The sequence below is a fragment of the Streptomyces sp. NPDC048278 genome (assembly GCF_040652195.1).
In the GTDB taxonomy this organism is placed as follows: domain Bacteria; phylum Actinomycetota; class Actinomycetes; order Streptomycetales; family Streptomycetaceae; genus Streptomyces.
Genome location: NZ_JBEZLP010000009.1, coordinates 297706 through 315758 on the forward strand (window position 1 = coordinate 297706; position 18053 = coordinate 315758).

13 protein-coding genes are annotated in these 18053 nt (G+C 72.7%); 8 read left to right on the top strand and 5 right to left on the bottom strand.

What is annotated here, in order from left to right; all coding sequences use genetic code 11:
• Nucleotides 1-61 precede the first annotated feature (61 nt).
• The 4 genes from AB0D74_RS18875 to AB0D74_RS18890 all read left to right on the top strand — a co-directional run bounded on the left by AB0D74_RS18875 (nucleotide 62) and on the right by AB0D74_RS18890 (nucleotide 5109).
• Nucleotides 62-304 (top strand): DUF397 domain-containing protein, encoded by a 243-nt coding sequence (locus AB0D74_RS18875; protein ID WP_362587515.1) that lies wholly within the window; start codon nucleotides 62-64, stop codon nucleotides 302-304.
• 156 nt (nucleotides 305-460) lie between these two features.
• Nucleotides 461-1363 (top strand): universal stress protein, encoded by a 903-nt coding sequence (locus AB0D74_RS18880; RefSeq protein WP_362587517.1) that lies wholly within the window; start codon nucleotides 461-463, stop codon nucleotides 1361-1363.
• Nucleotides 1364-1494: 131 nt separating this feature from the next.
• Entirely contained in the window at nucleotides 1495-4158 is a 2664-nt protein-coding gene (locus tag AB0D74_RS18885; RefSeq protein WP_362587519.1) for an AAA family ATPase, read from the top strand.
• 453 nt (nucleotides 4159-4611) lie between these two features.
• The gene (locus tag AB0D74_RS18890; RefSeq protein WP_351960988.1) at nucleotides 4612-5109 is read left to right on the top strand and encodes a hypothetical protein; all 498 of its coding nucleotides are present in this window, start codon (nucleotides 4612-4614) and stop codon (nucleotides 5107-5109) included.
• 6 nt (nucleotides 5110-5115) lie between these two features.
• Here the strand turns inward: AB0D74_RS18890 and AB0D74_RS18895 are convergent, their stop codons facing one another.
• Complete coding sequence (locus AB0D74_RS18895) at nucleotides 5116-7128, bottom strand: N-acetylmuramoyl-L-alanine amidase (protein ID WP_362587524.1); 2013 nt, start codon at nucleotides 7126-7128, stop codon at nucleotides 5116-5118.
• Nucleotides 7129-7404: 276 nt separating this feature from the next.
• Nucleotides 7405-8544 carry an aminoglycoside phosphotransferase family protein gene (locus AB0D74_RS18900; RefSeq protein WP_362587527.1) on the bottom strand — a complete coding sequence of 380 codons (1140 nt, stop codon included), beginning with the start codon at nucleotides 8542-8544 and terminating at the stop codon, nucleotides 7405-7407.
• Between the two features lie 266 nt (nucleotides 8545-8810).
• Here AB0D74_RS18900 and AB0D74_RS18905 point away from each other — a divergent pair, with 266 nt between their 5' ends.
• On the top strand, nucleotides 8811-10307 hold the full coding sequence (locus AB0D74_RS18905; protein ID WP_362587530.1) for a hypothetical protein: 1497 nt from the start codon (nucleotides 8811-8813) through the stop codon (nucleotides 10305-10307).
• Between the two features lie 104 nt (nucleotides 10308-10411).
• Here AB0D74_RS18905 and AB0D74_RS18910 read toward each other — a convergent pair whose 3' ends face one another.
• Nucleotides 10412-11833: a SpoIIE family protein phosphatase gene (locus AB0D74_RS18910; protein ID WP_362587535.1), complete on the bottom strand. Its 1422-nt coding sequence runs from the start codon at nucleotides 11831-11833 to the stop codon at nucleotides 10412-10414.
• 348 nt (nucleotides 11834-12181) lie between these two features.
• Here AB0D74_RS18910 and AB0D74_RS18915 point away from each other — a divergent pair, with 348 nt between their 5' ends.
• Nucleotides 12182-12595 (top strand): SsgA family sporulation/cell division regulator, encoded by a 414-nt coding sequence (locus tag AB0D74_RS18915; protein WP_362587538.1) that lies wholly within the window; start codon nucleotides 12182-12184, stop codon nucleotides 12593-12595.
• 140 nt (nucleotides 12596-12735) lie between these two features.
• Entirely contained in the window at nucleotides 12736-14763 is a 2028-nt protein-coding gene (locus AB0D74_RS18920) for a phosphocholine-specific phospholipase C (protein ID WP_362587541.1), read from the top strand.
• Here AB0D74_RS18920 and AB0D74_RS18925 read toward each other — a convergent pair.
• Both AB0D74_RS18925 and AB0D74_RS18930 read right to left on the bottom strand, forming a co-directional pair.
• On the bottom strand, nucleotides 14753-15778 hold the full coding sequence (locus tag AB0D74_RS18925) for a Gfo/Idh/MocA family oxidoreductase (protein WP_362587544.1): 1026 nt from the start codon (nucleotides 15776-15778) through the stop codon (nucleotides 14753-14755). The two genes, AB0D74_RS18920 and AB0D74_RS18925, sit on opposite strands and share 11 nt — an antisense overlap.
• A gap of 67 nt (nucleotides 15779-15845) precedes the next feature.
• Nucleotides 15846-16940 (bottom strand): chemotaxis protein, encoded by a 1095-nt coding sequence (locus AB0D74_RS18930; protein WP_362587547.1) that lies wholly within the window; start codon nucleotides 16938-16940, stop codon nucleotides 15846-15848.
• A gap of 168 nt (nucleotides 16941-17108) precedes the next feature.
• Here AB0D74_RS18930 and AB0D74_RS18935 point away from each other — a divergent pair, with 168 nt between their 5' ends.
• Entirely contained in the window at nucleotides 17109-17888 is a 780-nt protein-coding gene (locus AB0D74_RS18935; protein ID WP_362587550.1) for an alpha/beta fold hydrolase, read from the top strand.
• Nucleotides 17889-18053 lie beyond the last annotated feature (165 nt).

Below are 18053 nucleotides of genomic sequence, written 5' to 3' on the forward strand. Positions count from 1 at the left end.
TTGAGTGCCGGAACCGAAAGCTAGGCTGGCCGCGGACGACGAATTCGGGAGGAGCACGGACGTGGCCGAGAGCACCATCCAGCAGCAGCCGGTACTGGGCTGGGAGAAGCCGAAGCTGGACCTCAGCGGGGCCGATTGGCAGTCCAGCAGCCGGGGCCTGGGGGATGTCCAGATCGCCTTTGTCGAGGGATTCATCGCGATGCGCAACAGCGGCAGCCCGCAGAGCCCTTCCCTGATCTTCACCCCCGCCGAATGGGGTGCCTTCGTGTCGGGGGCCCGGGAGGGCGAGTTCGACCTCACCTGAGCGCCTCCCCCCGGCTTCGCCGCCGTGGCAGAGAGGTGAACCGGGGGGTGTTCCGCAAGGATTTCCGGACACGTGACCAGCAGCGCCCTTCCGGGGCCGCCGCCTGAGACAGGCTGGCCCCGGACGGGGAAGGTCGTATTCCGGAGGTGAGGAACGATGAGCGCTGCGCCGGTCATCGCCGCGGCGGACGGTTCGGGCGACAGCCTGCGGGCCCTGGACTGGGCGGTACAGGCGGCCCGGCAGCGGGACGCACCGCTGCGGGTGGTTCATGTCCGCCAGTACGCCGCCTGGGGGCAGCCCGACGTCCTGGTCGCCGGGGAGCCGGACGAGGGCGGCGACCCCGTGCTCGACGAGGTCCGCGACCGGCTGCGCAGCGGCGCCGTCGGACTGACCGTCGAATACGTCGCCCTGGAGGGTGCGCCGAGCGCGCTGCTGCCCGAACTGGGCGCCGACGCCCAGCTGTTGGTGCTCGGCTCGCGGGGCCGCGGCGGCTTCGCCGGCCTGCTGCTCGGCTCCAACGGCATGGCCGCCGCCCGCGACGCCGCCTGCCCGGTGGTCGTCGTGCCCCGGCCCGGCCGTGAGGTGCACGAGGAACTGCCCGCCGAGCCCGGCCCGCGGGTCGTCGTCGGCCTGGACGTGGACAGCCCCGACGACGCCACCCTAGCCTTCGCCTTCGCGGAGGCCGCCCGGCGCGGCGCCCGGCTCCAGGTGGTCGCCGCCTACCCGTGGCCGGTGCAGAGCTGGTTCGCGGCCGGGGAACTCGTCCCGCCGGCCGTCGACCAGGACGAGGTCGAGCAGGAGACCCGCACCCTCGCCGAGGGCTTCCTCGCCCCGCACCTCAAGGACCGCCCGAACCTGCGCGCCGACGTCCTCGCGCTGCCCGGCGACGCGGCGGGCCTGCTGGTGTCCGCCTCCAAGGACGCCGCACTGGTCGTCGTCGGCCGCCACCGCCGGCGGCTGCTCGCCCCGGCCCGCATGATGGGCTCCGTCACTCACGCCGTACTGCTGCACGCGGCTGCCCCGATCGCGGTGGTCCCGCCTTCGCCGCCGCAGCAGTGATGTCAAGCCCCTTCGCCCAGTTACCGTCAGTAGAGAGCGGATCACCGCCGTGAAGCGTACGCTGAGCTGCCTGCAAGCCACGGTGCGCGCCCGCTCCCCGCGCTCGCGCAACACCGTGGCGGGGGGTGGTCATGGGACAGCGGGTCCTGAGGAACCGACGGACGCTCTACGAGCGTGACAGCGAACTCGCTGCCGTCGACGAGGCGTTGGCCGAACTCACCGGCCTGCGCACGGACGGCGCGGCGCCGGGCGACCGGCCGCTCGGCGCACTGCTCGCCTTCGCCGGCCGGGCCGGCATCGGCAAGACCACGCTGCTCGCCGAGGTTCGCCGCCGCGCCGCTGCCCAGGGCTGCACCGTGCTCTCCGCGCGCGGCGGCGACCAGGAACAGCGCGTCGCCTTCCACGTCGCCCGCCAGCTCCTGCAACCCCGCCTCGCCGGGGCACCGGAGGCCGAACTCCGCGCCTCGCTGGGCAGTTGGTACGACATCGTCGGTCCCGCCCTCGGCCTGTGCGCCCCGACCGAGGGCGCCCCGCCCGACCAGCAGGGCCTGCGCGACGGCCTCGACTGGGTCCTCACCCACCTCGCCGTGCGCCAGGCCCCGGTGGTCCTCGTCCTCGACGACGCCCACTGGGCCGACCCCGAATCCCTCGGCTGGCTCGCCGCGTTCGCACCGCGGGCCGAGCAACTTCCGCTGCTCGTCGTCGTCGCGTACCGGCCCGACGAACTCCCCGGGCACGCCGACGCGTTCCGCGGCCTGCCCGGACGGGCCGGGGGTCGCCCGCACGGCCTCGAACCGCTCAGCGCGGACGCCGTGGCCGGCCTGGTCCGCGAGAGCCTCGGCGACCACGCCGACGACGCCTTCTGCCACGAGTGCTGGGCCGTCACCGCGGGCAACCCCTTCGAGGCCGTCGAACTGACCGCCAAGGTCCACGACCGGGGCCTGGACCCCACCGAGGCCGGTGCACCCCTGCTGCGCGACCTCGCCGCCGCCGTCAAGGGCAGCGGGCTGATCGCCCGCCTCGAACGCCTGGGCCCCTCCGCCGTCCGGTTCTCCTGGGCCTGCGCCGTTCTCGGCACCGAGATCCATCCCGCGCTCGCCGCCGCCGTCGCCGGCCTCGGCCACGAGGAGGCCGCCGACGCGGCCGACGCCCTGCGCGGCGCCCGCGTCCTCACCGGCGCCGAGACCCTGGAGTTCGTCCACCCGCTGATCGCCACCGCCGTCTACCGGGCCATCCCACCCGCCACCCGGGTCGCCCTGCACGGCCAGGCCGCCTGGTGCGTCACCGACGACGGCCAGGGCGCCACCGCCGCCGCCCGCCACCTCCTGGAGACCCACCCCGAGGGCGACACCTGGGTCGTCCGGCAACTGCGCGCCGCCGCCGGCGAGACCCTCCGGGCCGGCGCCCCCGACACCGCCCGCGCCTACCTCGCCCGCGCGCTGCGCGAACCCCCGCCCGCCAAGCTGCGCGCCGCCGTCCTCCACGAACTGGGCAGCGCCTCCCTCCTCACCGAGCCCGCCACCACCGTCAACCACCTGCGCGCGGCCCTCCAGGAACCCATCGCCGAGCCCGCCCTGCGCCACCACATCGTCTACCGCCTCTCGCAGGTCCTCGCCCACAGCGACCGCCTCGCCGAGGCCTCCGAGACCCTCGCCCGCGAGATCCACGTCACCGGCGACGCCCGCGTCCGGCTCCGCATGCTCTCCGAACAGTTCATGTGGGACGCCTTCCGCGCCGACGAGCCCGACCATCCGTCCCGGTCCCGCCGCCTGACCCGGCTCGCCGACCGCCTCCAGGGCCGTGACCTCACCGAGCGCTACGTCATCGGGCTGCGCACCTGGGACGCCGTCCAGCGCGGCGAACCCGCCGACGTCGCCCTCCACCACGCCGAGCGCGCCCTGGCCGGCGGCCTCGGCTGGGCGGAGGCCGACCGCGGGTTCGAGGTCCCCGTCCTCGTCGCCCTCGCCTTCATGTACGCCGACCGGCCCGAGCGCACCGAGGAACTCTTCGCCGCCGGGATCGCCGACTTCGAACGCCAGGGCTGGCGCGGCGCCCACCTCTCCTTCGCGTACACCCTCCTCGGCTACGTCCGCTACCGCCGTGGCCGGCTCGCCGAGGCCGAGGAGCACGCCCGCTCCGGCCTGCGCCTCGCCGAACGCGTCGGCCCCGGCACTCCGGCCCACTGGTACGCCGTCGGCATCCTCATCCAGACCCTGCTGGCCCGCGGTCGTACCGGCGAGGCCACCCGCCTCGCCGAGGACCACGCCTTCCGGGAGCCCTTCCCGGCGGCCGTGGTCTTCCCCGACGCCCAGACGGTCTACGGCGAGCTGCTCCTCGCCCGCGGCCTCACCAAGGACGCGGCGGCCGAGCTCTCCGCGGCGGGGCGTCGCCTCGAACCACGCGGCATCCGCAACCCCTCCTGGTGCCCCTGGCAGCTCCACCTGGCCCGTGCCGAAGCCCACGACACCCCGGAACGCGCCCTCACGACAGCCCTCGACGCGCTCACCCGCGCCCGCCGCTTCGGCGCCCCCTCCGCGATCGGCCAGGCCCTGCGCACAGCGGCCGAGGTCTCCTCGGGCGATGCCCGCCTGGCCTACCTGCGCGAGTCGATCACCTACCTCGACCGCTCCCCGGCCGCCTACGAACTGGCCTGCGCCCTGGTCGCCCTCGGCACGGAACTCCACGACACCACCCACCTGCGCCGAGGCCTCGAAACCGCCCACCAGTGCGGAGCCGACGGCTTGGCGGACGCGGCACGGGCCGAGTTGGCAACCGCTGAGAGCGCGGCTCTGTAGCGGGCGCCAACGCCGACCCACCCAGGGGCGCGGGGAACCGCGCGACAAGCCACGACGGCGCGGCACCCGGCGAAGCACCGCCAGCCACCACGGCGAACACCCCCGCCCGGCACGGCACCGCCGAACACCACCGTCGTGGCTGATCACCGCTGCGGCGGATCAAGACTGGCGGCAGATCAGAGTGGCCGCGAATCGAGGGCTGCCGAGGATCACGCACGGCACCGGATCGAGGATGTCGGCGCACCCGGCGCACCCGGCGCAGCGGCGGGTCGAGGGCGTCGGCGGACCGATAGGGGTGGCGAACCCAGGGGCGGATCGAGAGGGGGCGCGGGCCGAGGGCGGCGGAGCAAGAGCGGCGGCGGACCCGGCGCGCCGCACCGACGTCGGCCGACCCGTACCACGTACCCCGTACTGATCCCCGCCCCACAACCCGGGCCCCGTACCATGGAGCGCATGTCGTTCCTCCGTCGCCGCAGCGCCACGCCCGCCGGCCCCGAATTCGACGTTCTGGCCATGGACCCGGGCGACTGGCCCGGCAATCTCGGTGCCGGGCTGCTGCCCGCCCCCGACGGCACCTGCCAGGGCGTCTTCCTGCGCTACGACCTCTTCGGTGGCCGCGGCCCCGCGATGATCATCGGCAACCTCCCCGAGGGCTCCCCGGCCCGCGAGGTGGAGGAGGACGAGATCCCCTTCGAGGTCGGCCAGCTCCTCCTCGCACTGGAGAACGACGAGGACGTCACCGTCGTCGGCACCGAGGACATGCCGGTCCTGCAGGGCGACAACCTGCTGATCGTGCGGCGCCTCAAGCTCTCCGAGAGCCGGATCTCCTGCGTCCAGTTCGACCGCAGCGACGGCGTCCTGGTGACCATCGCGGCCTGGGACCGCCCGATCACCGACGACCTGTACGCCCTGCTGAAGCCGCTCCCGGCGGAGCTTTTCCAGCAGGGCTGAGGCCGGCTACTTCCCGTGGCCGTGGTGCCGTCCGGCTTTCGCGGCCGGCACCACGTCGACGTCGGCCGCGCGGACGAACTCGACCCGGTGGCCGTACTGGATCTCGTAGTACAGGTCCTTGCCGACCACGACCTTGTGCGAGTCGGTGTTGAAGGTGACCGCGTAGTAGTACTCGCCCGGCACCTTGTCACCGGCCACGTACTTCTGGCCCGCCGGGATCGTGTACGGCAGCGGTGAGATCGACTGGGCCGGTACTCCGGAGGGGTACGCGGACGCCTCCGGATAGGCGCGGCCGTACACCGGGACGCTGGTCAGGCCCGCCTTCGGCGTGATCACGACCCCCGTCGAGCCGACCGCCGCAGGGGCGCTCGCCGGGTTCTCGAACCAGGCCTTCTGCCCGAGGTACCAGATCGCCGTCCAGTCCCCCCAGGTGTCCGCCACCGTGTACTGCTGCCCGGTGGAGGCCCGCGAGGAGAGGTCGTTCACGTCGGTCGTCGGCGTCGTGCCCATGCCGATGTCCTTGATCAGGGCCGATGTCGTGTCGTGGTCGGAGTACAGCCGTACCTCGCCGGACCCGTGCGCGGCGCAGGGCTGGCCCTTGGTGACGCAGCCGGTGTAGCTCGGCTGGTTCGTGGCGTAGTCCGGCAGGATCGTGACCACCCCGCCCGGCACCACCCGGTGCTTCCTGCCCTTGTGCTTGAAGGGGTGGTCCAGCAGCTCGAAGTAGTGCCGCCAGTCCCAGTAGGGGCCGGGGTCGGTGTGCATCCCGGGGATCGTGGACGTGGTCGGGCCGGGTACGGTGTCGTGGCCGAGGATGTGCTGCCGGTCCAGCGGGATGCCGTACTGGTCGGAGAGGTACTTCACCAGCCGCGCCGAGGAACGGTACATCGCCTCCGTGTACCAGGCGTCCGGCGAGGCGAGGAAGCCCTCGTGCTCGATGCCGATCGACTTGGCGTTGATGTACCAGTTGCCCGCGTGCCAGGCCACGTCCTTCGCCTTGACGTGCTGGGCGATCAGACCGTCGGTGGAGCGGATCGTGTAGTTCCAGGACACATAGGTCGGGTCCTGGACCAGGCCGATGGTGGTGTCCCAGGAGCCCTCGGTGTCATGGACGACGATGTACTTGATGCTCTGCGAGGCCGGCCGGTCGGCGAGGTCGTGGTTGCCGTAGTCGTTGTCCCCGAACTGCGCGTAGGGCGCGGGGATCCACTCGCACGACACCGTTGTCGGGCACTCCGTGCCGTCGTCCGCCGCCGGGCGCAGCCCGGTCAGCTCCAGCTGCGCGGTGTCGGCCCGCAGCTCCGGCTGGGCGGCGAGGGCGACGAACTGTCCGGCGTCGGTGGTGCGCTCCTCGCCCGTGTGGAGGACGTCGAACACGTCGTTGGCGTAGGCCGCCGCGGTCGCCGTGTCGTCGGCGCCGGAGAAGCTCGCGATCGCGCCGTACCAGGCGGCCGGATCGGCGCTGAGCGGCTGGTGCAGGTCCCGCTGGGCGGCGGCGAGCAGGGCGGCGCCGCCGGCCACGTTGGCCGCCGCGTCGGTGCGCAGCCGCTCGGCCGGGATCCCGGTCAGCGCGGCGGCCCTCGGCAGGGTCCTGAGGCGGGCCGGGAGCGCGGAGTTCTGCGGGACCTGCGCCTTGGGGCGCAGGGCGGGGCGGGCGCTGTCGCCGCGGGCGTCCTCGGTGCCGTCGGCGAAGTGCTCGCCGGCCGTCGCCAGCGCGGTGTGCGCGTCGGTGAGGTGCATCGGGCCGTAGCCGCCGGTCACGCTGGGCGCGCCGTCGTGCGTGTCCCAGCGGGACTGGAGGTAGGAGACGGCGAGCAGCACGCTCTGCGGCACGTGGTACGCGGTGGCGGCGGACGCGAACGTCCGCTGGAGCAGTCCGGCGGACGACTCGCTCGTGTCCGGGGGCGGTGCCGCACCCAGCAGCGGCAGCAGCAGCGCCGCGGCGGCGACGGCCCCGGCCGTCCTGCGCGTACGTCTGCCACTGCGCGGGGGCGCGGGCTCGGTGACGGATCCTCGCAATGCAGCCTCCTGGGGCGATGGAGCGCGACGGGGCGTGCGGGGCTGAGCGTGGCTCAGTGGTACCGGCTTGCCGACGATCCGTCAATCATGCCCAGAGAGACCGGAATTCCCATGTCATGCGATGATCGTGGGAGTTTCGCGGTGGCGCCCCGCGGGCCTGCGGGGCGTCAGTGGAGTACACCAGTGGGTGTCCGCGGCACCCGCGGAGGGATCCCCGGACATACGAGGATCCGCGGTGCGCAGTTGCCCTGAGCGCACCGCGGATCCTCTTCCCCGTCAGCGAGTGCCGACCGCCGCGCGTACGGCCCGGCGGGCCATCTGGCAGTCGTCGTGCAGCCGCCGGAGCAGCAGCCGCTGTTCCTCGCCGGTCGGCGCGGCGCCCGGGTGGGCCGTACCCGGTGCCGCCGGGGTCGCGTCGTGCATCGAACGCTGCACGGCGGTCTCGTAGGTCCGGATCTCCCGGGTGAGGACCAGCATCAGGTTCACCAGGAAGGCGTCCCGGGACGCGGGCCCCGCCGACTGGGCGATCTGGCTGATCTGACGGCGCGCCACCGGGGCGTCGCCGAGAACCGACCAGAGCGTGGCCAGGTCGTACCCCGGCAGGTACCAGCCCGCGTGCTCCCAGTCCACCAGCACTGGACCGGCCGGGGACAGCAGGATGTTCGAGAGCAGGGCGTCGCCGTGGCAGAACTGGCCCATCCCCTGGCGGCCGGCCGCGACCGCGATGCCGTGCAGCAGCTTCTGCAGGTCACCCATGTCGCGGTCGGTGAGCAGACCCAGCTCGTGGTACCGGGCGATCCGGGCCGGGTAGTCGACCGGGGCGTCGAAGGTGCCGGCCGGGGGCCGCCACGCGTTGAGCCGGCAGATCGCGCCCAGTGCGGCCCGGATGTCCGCCCGGGGCGGCGCCTCCGCGGGGTGGCGCTGGACCGCCGCCACCCGGCCGGGCATCCGCTCGATCACCAGCGTGCAGTTGTCCGGGTCCGCCGCGATCAGTCTCGGCACCCGGATCGGCGGCCGGTGCCGGACGAACGAGCGGTATGCGGCTATTTCGTGGCGGGTCCGCTCTGCCCAGGCGGGGGAGTGGTCCAGCAGACACTTCGCCACGGCGGTACTGCGCCCCGTCGTGCCGACGAGGATCACCGACCGCCCGGTGCGGCGCAGCACCTGCACCGGAGCGAACTCCGGACAGATCCGGTGCACCGACGCGATCGCGGTGCGCAGCTGCGCGCCCTGGGGGCCGGAGAGGTCGAGTCTGCCGCTGAGGGGCTGAGTGCCGAGACCCGCGGCGCGCCGTTGCCGGCCCACGACCGGTACGGCGGCCCCCGGCCGCGCGGGGTCCAGATAGGGTCCGCTGCCCGCCGGACGAGGGCGCAGCGGCCGGGGCGGAGCGGACACGGAGGACGATGCTGCGTACATGGGCGATACAGATCCCTTCGTGTACCTGCGGTGCCTGCCTGAGAAGTCCTGTGAGGGGTTCTCGCGCCCAGCCCGTCCCGGCCGCCCGGACACACCCTGGGGAGTGTGCCCGTCGAGTGGCGACCGGGTCGGGGTGGCGCGTTCCTACCTGACACCCGTCGCCCAGTGGCACACCATCTGGCGCACCCTGGCGAACCGTGGCGAATAGTCGCCCGGCAACCGGCACCGGGCTACTGTCAACTCAGCCGAGAACCTGGGGGCTTGACGTGACCGGAGAACCCAACACCCGCCTCTCGGACCTGTTCGGCCTGGCCGGCTGGTCCAAGGGCGAACTCGCGAGGCTGGTCAACCGGCAGGCGGCGGCCATGGGCCACCCCCAGCTGGCGACCGACACCTCCCGGGTGCGGCGGTGGATCGACACGGGAGAGATCCCGCGCGATCCGGTGCCGCGGGTGCTGGCGGCTCTGTTCACCGAGCGTCTCGGCCGTGTCGTGACCATCGAGGACCTCGGTCTGGTACGGCACGGGCGTACGGGAAAACGGCCGGACGACGGGAACGTGGAACATCCCGACGGCATGCCGTGGGCGCCCGAACGAACCGCCGCGGTCCTCACCGAATTCACGGGAATGGACCTCATGCTCAACCGACGCGGCTTGGTGGGCGCGGGTGCCGCGCTCACCGCGGGATCCGTACTCAGCAGTGCCATGTACGAGTGGCTGCACACCGACCCCACACTCAAGGCCGACGCCCCCGTCCTCGACGATCCTCTGCACGCCGACCCCGCCGGGTTCGACCGCTACGAGGCCGCCCCCATCGGGTCCGAGGAGATGGAGGAACTGGAGCGCTCCGTCGAGGTGTTCCGCGCCTGGGACGCGGCCCGCGGCGGCGGTCTCCAGCGCAAGGCCGTGGTGGGACAGCTCAACGAGGTGGGCGGCATGCTCGCCTACCGCCACCCCGAGCATCTCCAGCGGCGCCTGTGGGGCGTCGCCGCCAACCTGGCCGTCCTCGCGGGCTGGATGTCGCACGACGTCGGCCTGGAGCCCACGGCCCAGAAGTACTTCGTCATCGCCGCCCACGCGGCCCGTGAGGGCGGTGACCGGCCGCGTGCCGGGGAGGCGCTCTCCAGAGCGGCTCGCCAGATGGTGCACCTCGGCCGGCCCGACGACGCACTCGACCTGATGAAGCTCGCCAAGTCCGGCTCGGGCGACGAGGTGCTGCCGCGTACCCGGGCGATGCTCTACACCATCGAGGCCTGGGCACAGGCCTCGATGGGCAAGGGCCAGGCGATGCGCCGCACCCTCGGCCAGGCGGAGGACCTCTTCGTCTCCGACCGGGGCGACGTGCCGCCGCCGAGCTGGATGCAGATGTTCAGGGAAGAGGACCTGTACGGCATGCAGGCCCTCGCCTACCGCACGCTCGCCGAGCACGACCCGGCCGCGGCCGTGCACGCCCAGCACTACGCGGAGAAGGCCCTGGCCCTGCGGATCGACGGCCGCCAGCGGTCGAAGATCTTCGACTTCCTGTCCATGGCCTCCGCCTGCTTCATCGCGGACGACCCCGAACAGGCGGACCGGTACGCCCGGCTGGCCCTGATGTCGATGGGATCCAACTCCTCCCACCGCACCTGGGACCGGCTGCGCCAGATGTACCGGCTCACCGCCGAGTACTCCAGCTACCCGAGGATCCAGGAACTGCGGGAGGAGATCAAGCTGGCCCTGCCCAGGGCCAGGAGCAAGAGGAACAACAACAGCGCGCAGGCATAGGGGCCTGCGCGCTCGACACCAGCCGGCCGACCGACCTCATCGGGTCTCATCGGCTCTCATCAGGGCGGCAACGGCTGACCCCGCCTGTGCTCCCTGCTTGCTCCCTATTCACCCACCCTGGCGACAAGCACGCAGGCCTCGTCCTCGCGCTCGCTCTCGCCGAACTCCTCGACCACGGCCCTGACACAGTCCTGGGCGGTGCGCGCCGCCCCGAACCGGGGGGCCAGGCCGAGGAGCGCGCCCAGAGAGTCCGCTCCGCTGTGCCCGGGCACCACTCCGTCGGTGTGCAGCAGCAGCAGATCGCCTGGTTCCAGGGTCACTTCGGTCTGCCCGTAACCGGCTCCCGAGGTGACACCGAGCAGCACGCCGTCCGGCGCGCTGAGCGCACACCCCGTCCCGCCGCGGAACAGCAGCGGGGCGGGGTGTCCTGCCTGTGCCCAGGTCAGGGTGCGGGTTGCGGGCCGGTAGCGGCAGCAGACCGCGCTGCCCAGCGCGGGTTGCACGGTGGCGTCGAGTAACTGGTTCAGCAGGGACATCAGCTGCCCCGGCTGGGTGCCGGCCATCGCCATGCCGCGTACGGCGCCCAGCAGCATCGTCATGCCCGAGGCGACGGCGACGCCGTGTCCGGTGAGGTCGCCGACGCTCAGCAGGGTGCCGCCGTCGGGCAGCTCCAGCGCGTCGTACCAGTCGCCGCCCAGCAGGGTTCCGGCCCCGGAGGGCAGATGGCGGGCGGCGACGTCAAGCGTGCCGGGCCCCCGGCTCGGCAGCCGCAGGGCACCGCGCCCGGGCGGCAGCACGGCCTCCTGGAGTTCGACGGCGAGCCGCTGCTCGGTCTCGGCCCGCCGGCGGTGCCGCTGCATCGTGTCCCGGGTCTCGCGCACCGTCCGCTGGCTGAGCCGCAGTTCGCTGACGTCGCGCAGCACGGCCCACATGGAGGCGGTGCTGCCGTCGCCGCCGAGCACCGGTTCGCCCATCATGTGGACGGTCCGCACGTTCCCGTCGGGCCGCAGGACGCGGAACTCGCCGTCGATCGGCTTGGCGTCGACCAGACAGTCGGTGACCATCGCGGTCAGCCGGGGCCGGTCCTCGTCCAGCACCACGGCGGGCAGTTCGTCGAGGGTGAGCGCGGGCGCGGCCGGGTCGCGGCCGAGGATCTGGAAGAGCTCGCCGGACCAACTGGCCTCGTCCGTCAGCAGGTTCCACTCCGCGCTGCCGACCCGGCTGAGCAGCGAGCCCGGGGCGGGCGGGGCGGGGCGGGCGGGCGCGGCCTCCGCACCGGCCGGCGGGGGTGCCGGTCCGTCGCGCAGCTGGGCCAAGTGCTCGTCCAGGTCGTTGAGCTGATGGAGCGCCAGGTCGTACAGGGCCCGCTGCCAGCGTTCCTCGGAGTCCGAACCCGGGCTCCGGGTGTCCCGGCGCACCGCGTCGACGTCGCCCTTGAGTCGCCGCGTCTGCGATATCAACGCCTCGACCGAGCCACGCCCGGGAGGCTGGGCGGCGGGGCGGTCCGCGGAGACATGGGACGGCATGACGCACTCCGATGAGGGGACTGAACGGCCAAGGCGGACGGTGGGACCGGTTACGACTGTTGCACAGCCTGCGACGCCCCGTAAGGGATTTGGCAACACACGATACGGTGGTGCTTCTGGCATATGCCAGAGTCTTCATGGCCTGGTCGCCGCCCCTGAAAGGTGTACGCGAGCGGACGTCCAAGTCGTAGGAGGGCTACGTGATGTGACGGACTTCGCGAGCTCTTCGTGTCGCGCTCGGGCGGTTGTTCGACGCCCCTGTGTTCACAGTGTCGCGGTCTCGGCCAACCGCGGCAACTCTGTCCGGATTTCGCGTCATGCAAGGGGCCTTCCCGGAGTCCTACAGGCATGGACATCACTTTCGAGCAACCCGCCCGCGCCCGGCTGATCACCGCCGAGGACGAGGAGGTCCCGGTGCCCGCCACGCTCCGGTACACCTCCGGTGATCCCCTGGCCGTCTTCGTCGACTTCCCGGCCGAGGTCACCCTCGGCGGCGAGGAGGTCACCTGGACCTTCGCCCGCTCGCTGCTCGACCAGGGGCTCAGCGCCCCGGCCGGGCGTGGGGACGTCCACATCTGGCCCTGCGGTCCGGGCCGTACGGCCGTGGAGTTCCACTCGCCGCACGGCCTCGCCCTGCTCCAGTTCGACACCCAGGCGCTGGTCCGGTTCCTGCAGCGCTCCCACGAGGTGGTGGCCCCGGGACAGGAGGACGTCGAGGCCGTCGTGGAACGGGGCCTGAGCACGCTGTTCGGGGGCGTGTGAGGCGCACGGGGCGGTACCGACCCGTACTTTGACTCTTGTTCACTCCCGCCTCACCGATCCGGCCCGGAGCCCGCCGACCGCCAGGTGCACTCTGGCGCGCGGTGTGCCGCACGGGCGCACCGGTGACGAGGACGGGGCGAATGACACCGATCAGCCGAAGAGGCTTCGTGGGACTGGGCGCTTCCGTTGCGGCGGGCATGACGGTGGGCGCCGCCGGCCCGCGGACCGCGACCGCGGCCCCGAGCACGGCGACCGGCACGATCTCGGACGTCAGGCACGTGGTGATCCTCATGCAGGAGAACCGCAGCTTCGACCACTACTTCGGGCGCCTCAAGGGCGTCCGCGGCTTCGCCGACCGCAGCGGCATCACCCTGAGCGGCGGCTATCCGGTCTTCAACCAGCCGAACGGCACGGGCCGTCAGTACCCGTGGAAGCTCAGCGCCACCCCCGACGCCGGCGGCAAGGACGGCGAGACCCTCGCCCAGTGCAACGGCGACCTCCCGCACTCCTGGTCCTCCCAGCACTCCGCCTGGAACAAGGGCCGCCTCGACAACTGGGTGGCGGGCGTCGGCAACGTGCGGTCCCTCGGCTACCTGGACCGCGCCGACATTCCCTTCCACTACGCGCTCGCCGACAACTACACGATCTGCGACGCCTACTTCTGCTCCACCCTCAGCGCCACCGGCCCCAACCGCACCTACCTGTGGAGCGGCAAGGTCGACTCCGCCAGCTACGACGGAGGCGACGAGTCCGGCCTGACCTGGCAGAACTACGCCGAGGCCCTGCAGAGCGCCGGAGTGACCTGGAAGGTCTACCAGAACGCCCAGGACAACTACGGTGACAACGGCTGCGCCTACTTCAAGAACTTCGCGAACGCCGGAGCCGGCAACCCGCTCCACGACCGGGGCATGTCCTCCGTCCCGGCGGTGACCGGCTCCACCCCCGACGACATCGCCGCCGCGATCAAGGCGGACGTCGTGGCCGGCACCCTCCCGCAGGTCTCCTGGGTGGTCGCCAACCAGGCCTTCTCCGAGCACCCCTACGCCCCGCCCGGCGACGGCGCGCACTTCGTCAACCTGGTCTACCAGGCCCTCGCCGCCGACGCGGACGTCTTCGACTCCACCGTCCTGTTCCTCAACTACGACGAGAACGACGGCTACTTCGACCACGTCCCGCCCCCGGCCCCGCCCGCCGGCACGGCCGGTGAGTTCCTGAACGGCGTGCCCTACGGCTTCGGCTTCCGGGTCCCGATGATCGTCATCTCGCCCTGGACCCGCGGCGGCTGGGTCTCCTCCGAGGTCTTCGAGCACACCTCGGTGCTGCGCTTCCTGGAGACCTGGACGGCGGCCCTCGGCAAACCCGCGAAATGCCCCAACATCAGCGACTGGCGGCGCGCCGTGAGCGGCGACCTGACCGGCGTCTTCGACTTCGCCAACCCGGTCCACGGCGCCGTCTCCCTGCCCTCGACCGGCGTCATCGGCTACTCCACCTGCGGCCCGCTGCCCAACCCGGTGCCCACCACCAACGCCCTGCCCGCCCAGGAGTCCGGCACCCGCCCGGCCCGCGCGCTGCCCTACCAGCCCAACGGCTACCTGGACCACCTGGAGTTCGGGACCGGCGGCACCGTCCGCGCCTGGTTCACCATGGCCAACCAGGGCACCCCGGCGACCCGTTCGGCGCACCTCTCCATCCACCCGAACGCCTACCGGGACACCACGCCCTGGCAGTACACGGTCGGCGCCGGCGCCACCGCCTCCGACTACTTCAACATCGGCACCGGATACGGCGCCGGCAGGTACGACATCACCATGGCCGGTCCCAACCGCTTCCTGCGCCGCTTCCAGGGCGACGCCACCAAGGCCGGCAAGTCGGCCGAGGTGAGCTCCCGTTACGCCGTGGAACCCGGCAGCGGCAAGCTCGCCGTCTGGTTCAAGATGGCCAACACCGGCTCCACGCCGGTGAAGTTCACGATCACCTCGAACAACTACCGCACCGACGGCCCGTGGACGTACACGGTGGCCGCCGGAGCCTCGACCGAGGACTACTTCAACGCCGTCGCGTACCAGAGCGGCTGGTACGACTTCACGGTCACGGTGGACTCCGACGCGACCTGGTCGCGCCGGTTCACCGGCCATCTGGAGACGGGCACCCCCTCCGTCAGCGGCTGAGGTCCGCGTACAGGTCCGGGCGCGGGGCGAGCTCGACGGCCGTACGGCCGCCGCTCTCCAGCGCCCGGACCCCGGCCTCGGCGACCACGGAGGAGGCGTAGCCGTCCCAGGCGCCCGGTCCGGTGACCCGGCCCTGCCGGGTGGCGTCCACCCAGGCCTGCACCTCGCGGTCGTAGGCGTCGGCGAACCGCACCAGGTAGTCCTGGGCGACCTCCTCGCGGGCGCCGCCGGCCGCGGTGACCAGCATGGTGTGGTCCTCGCCGATCCGGGCGCTGCCGTTCTCGCACACGGCCTCGCAGCGCACCTGGTAGCCGAAGCCGCAGTTGACGAAGACCTCGACGTCGACGAGGGCGCCGTCGTCGGTCTCGAAGAGGACCAGCTGCGGGTCGAGCAGTCCCTCGGGGGCGCCCGAGGATGGCCTGGGCCGCAGCACGGTCACCGCGGTCAGCTCCTGGCCGAGCAGCCAGCGGGCCGCGTCGATCTCGTGCGACACCGAGCTGTTGATCAGCATGGCGCTGGTGAACCCGGGCGGCGAGGACACGTTGCGGTGGGTGCAGTGCAGCATCAGCGGCCGGCCCAGGCTGCCGCCGTCCAGCAGCGACTTCAGGCGCCCGTACTCGGCGTCGTAGCGGCGCATGAACCCGATCTGCGCCAGTCTGCGCCCGAGCCTCGCCTCGGCCTCCACCACCCGCAGCGCGCCGGTGGAGTCCGGCACCATGGGCTTCTCGCACAGCACCGGCAGCCCGCGCTCGAAGGACGCGAGCAGCGGCTCCTCGTGCGCCGGGCCGGGTGAGGCGATCAGCACCGCGTCGACCCCGGGTGCGCCCAGGGCGGCCAGCGGATCCGCGTGCACGGTGACGCCGTCGAGACCGGCCGCCGCCTCCTTGGCGCGGTCGGGGTCCGGGTCGGCCACCGCGGCCACCCGGGCGCCGCTGATCACCTGGTCCAGCCGTCGTATGTGGTCGGCCCCCATGTGTCCGGCACCCAGTACCGCGACGCCCAGCAACTCAGCCACGCCCACACACTCCCTCTCGGCCGACGATCACGCTTCCAGAGCCTACGTCGGCCGGGGGAGGGGCTGGTCAGTAGCGCAGCACGCCGGCGATGCCGTTCTCGTCGCCCAGGGTGCCGTCCGGGACGAAGCGGACGTCGGCGCCGGTCTCCAGGCACTGCTCGACGATCTCGTCCACGATGTCGTCGCGGGCGTCGAGGTCGCCGCTCACGGCCGGGATCAGGTGGTCGCCGTCGTCGCGGACCGTCGTGCGGTAGTTCTCCTCGACGGCGAGCAGCCGGACCCGGCCCTCGCGGGCGCTCTGCCAGACCTCGTCGACACCGGCCGCGAACGTCTTGTGGCCGCGTGCGGACTCCAGTTCCCGGGCCACCGACGCCGTGCTCCGGCGGGACTCCGCCTGGAGAAGCGGGGTGATCGCCTGCCACACGGCCTCCGGGCCGGCGTGCGCGAGCCCGCCGTGCTGCACGGGGATGCTGAACCGGGCGACGTTGCCGAGCTCCTCCCACAGGGAGAGGGCGGCCTGCTCGCCGGTGACGTAGAGCGGCCGTGGCTCCTCCCGGAGCAGCGCGGCCATCGCGGTGTTCGCCTCCCGCAGGAAGTGCTTGGTGTCCTCGTCGCGGAAGGTGCTGGGCATGTCGCCGATCTGTTCCCGGCGCTCGGCGTCGAAGTTCTCCTGGCTGCGGTTGAGCGGGAAACCGGCCGCCCGGCTCTCGGTGACCCGGTCGATGCCGCCGTTCCACAGGGTGACGCGGTCGGCCGAGATCGACAGCACCCAGAACGGCCGCTCGGCCGCGTGCGCCGAGACCAGGTTGCGGGTGAGGAACGTGTCCGCGAGCACCACGCGCTCGGGCACGCTGCGGGCCAGCGACCACACCTGGTGCTCGCCCGGAGCGGCGAAGATCACCAGACCGTCCTCGGTGTACGTCAGGTCGACCTCGGCGAGAGCCTGTTCGAGCTGCCTGACGACGTCGGAGCGGCGGTCCCGGGTGACCGCGGGATCGGACTCCAGCTGCTTCTTCGCCTCGGCCACGACATTGCGCAGCCGGACGGAGTCCTGGGCGTTGTCGGGCTCACGACGGTGTGTCGGCGTCAGCACGGAGACAGCGGGATAGGGGCGCGGGCGGCGCAGCTCGGCAAGGGTCGAAGGACTGAGTGCGTGCTCCATATCAGCACCATAGGACCGATTCGCCATTGCGGCATTTGGGGTAATCCTCCGGCGCTGCCGGGCCCCGGGTGCGCCGTAACCGTGTTGAGGCCCGGCGGCCGGTGACGGCGGGCCGGACGGCCCGTTACCGTACCCGGCAGTAACCGGATCACGCCCCAGGAGGCCCCCATGCCGCAGCTCGAAGTCGACGGAGCGGCACTGACGTACGACGACGAGGGTCCCCGCGACGGCGGCGCCGCGCCCCTGGTGTTCATCCACGGCTGGACCGCGAACCGGCACCGCTGGGACCATCAGATGGCGCACTTCGGCGGAGAGCGCCGGGTGATCCGGCTCGACCTGCGCGGCCACGGCGAGAGCACCGGGGCCGGCGTGAAGACGGTCGCCGAGCTTGCCCAGGACGTGGTCGCGCTCCTCGACCACCTGGAGGTGGACCGTTTCGTCCCCGTCGGTCACTCCATGGGCGGCATGATCTCCCAGACCCTCGCGCTGGCCCACCCCGAGCGGGTCGAGCGGATGGTCCTGGTCAACTCCATCGGCCGGATGACGTACAGCCGCGGCCGTGGGCTGCTGCTGGCGGCCTCGGCGCTCGTGCCGTTCAAGCTGTTCGTCGCCGCCAACATCCAGCGCGCCTTCGCCCCGGGCTACCCGCGCGAGCAGATCAGGGAGTACGTCCGGGCGTCCGCCGGCACCCCGCGTGAGGTCGTCATGACGCTGTACGGCGCCATGCGCGCCTTCGACGTCCTCGACCGGGCCGGCGAGATCACCGCGCCCACCCTGATGGTGCACGGCTACCACGACATCCAGCTGCCGGTGGGGCAGATGCTGCGGATGGCCAAGGCCTACCCGGACGCCGAGGTCCGGATCATCGACGCGGGCCACGAACTGCCGGTGGAGCGGCCGGCCGAGCTGACGGCGGTGCTGGACCGGTTCCTCGCCCCGGCCGCGTAGCGCGAACCCGCGACAGCACCAGGTGACCGGCGCCCGGCGAAAGCCGCGGCGCCGACCCGTTTGGGGAACTTTTTGCGCTTGGCCTGTTCGGGGCGGGCAGGGCCCGGTGTGAGGCGGGTTCACGGGCCTCGCACGGGCAAAACGCGTCCGAAAGTGGGGGTGGGG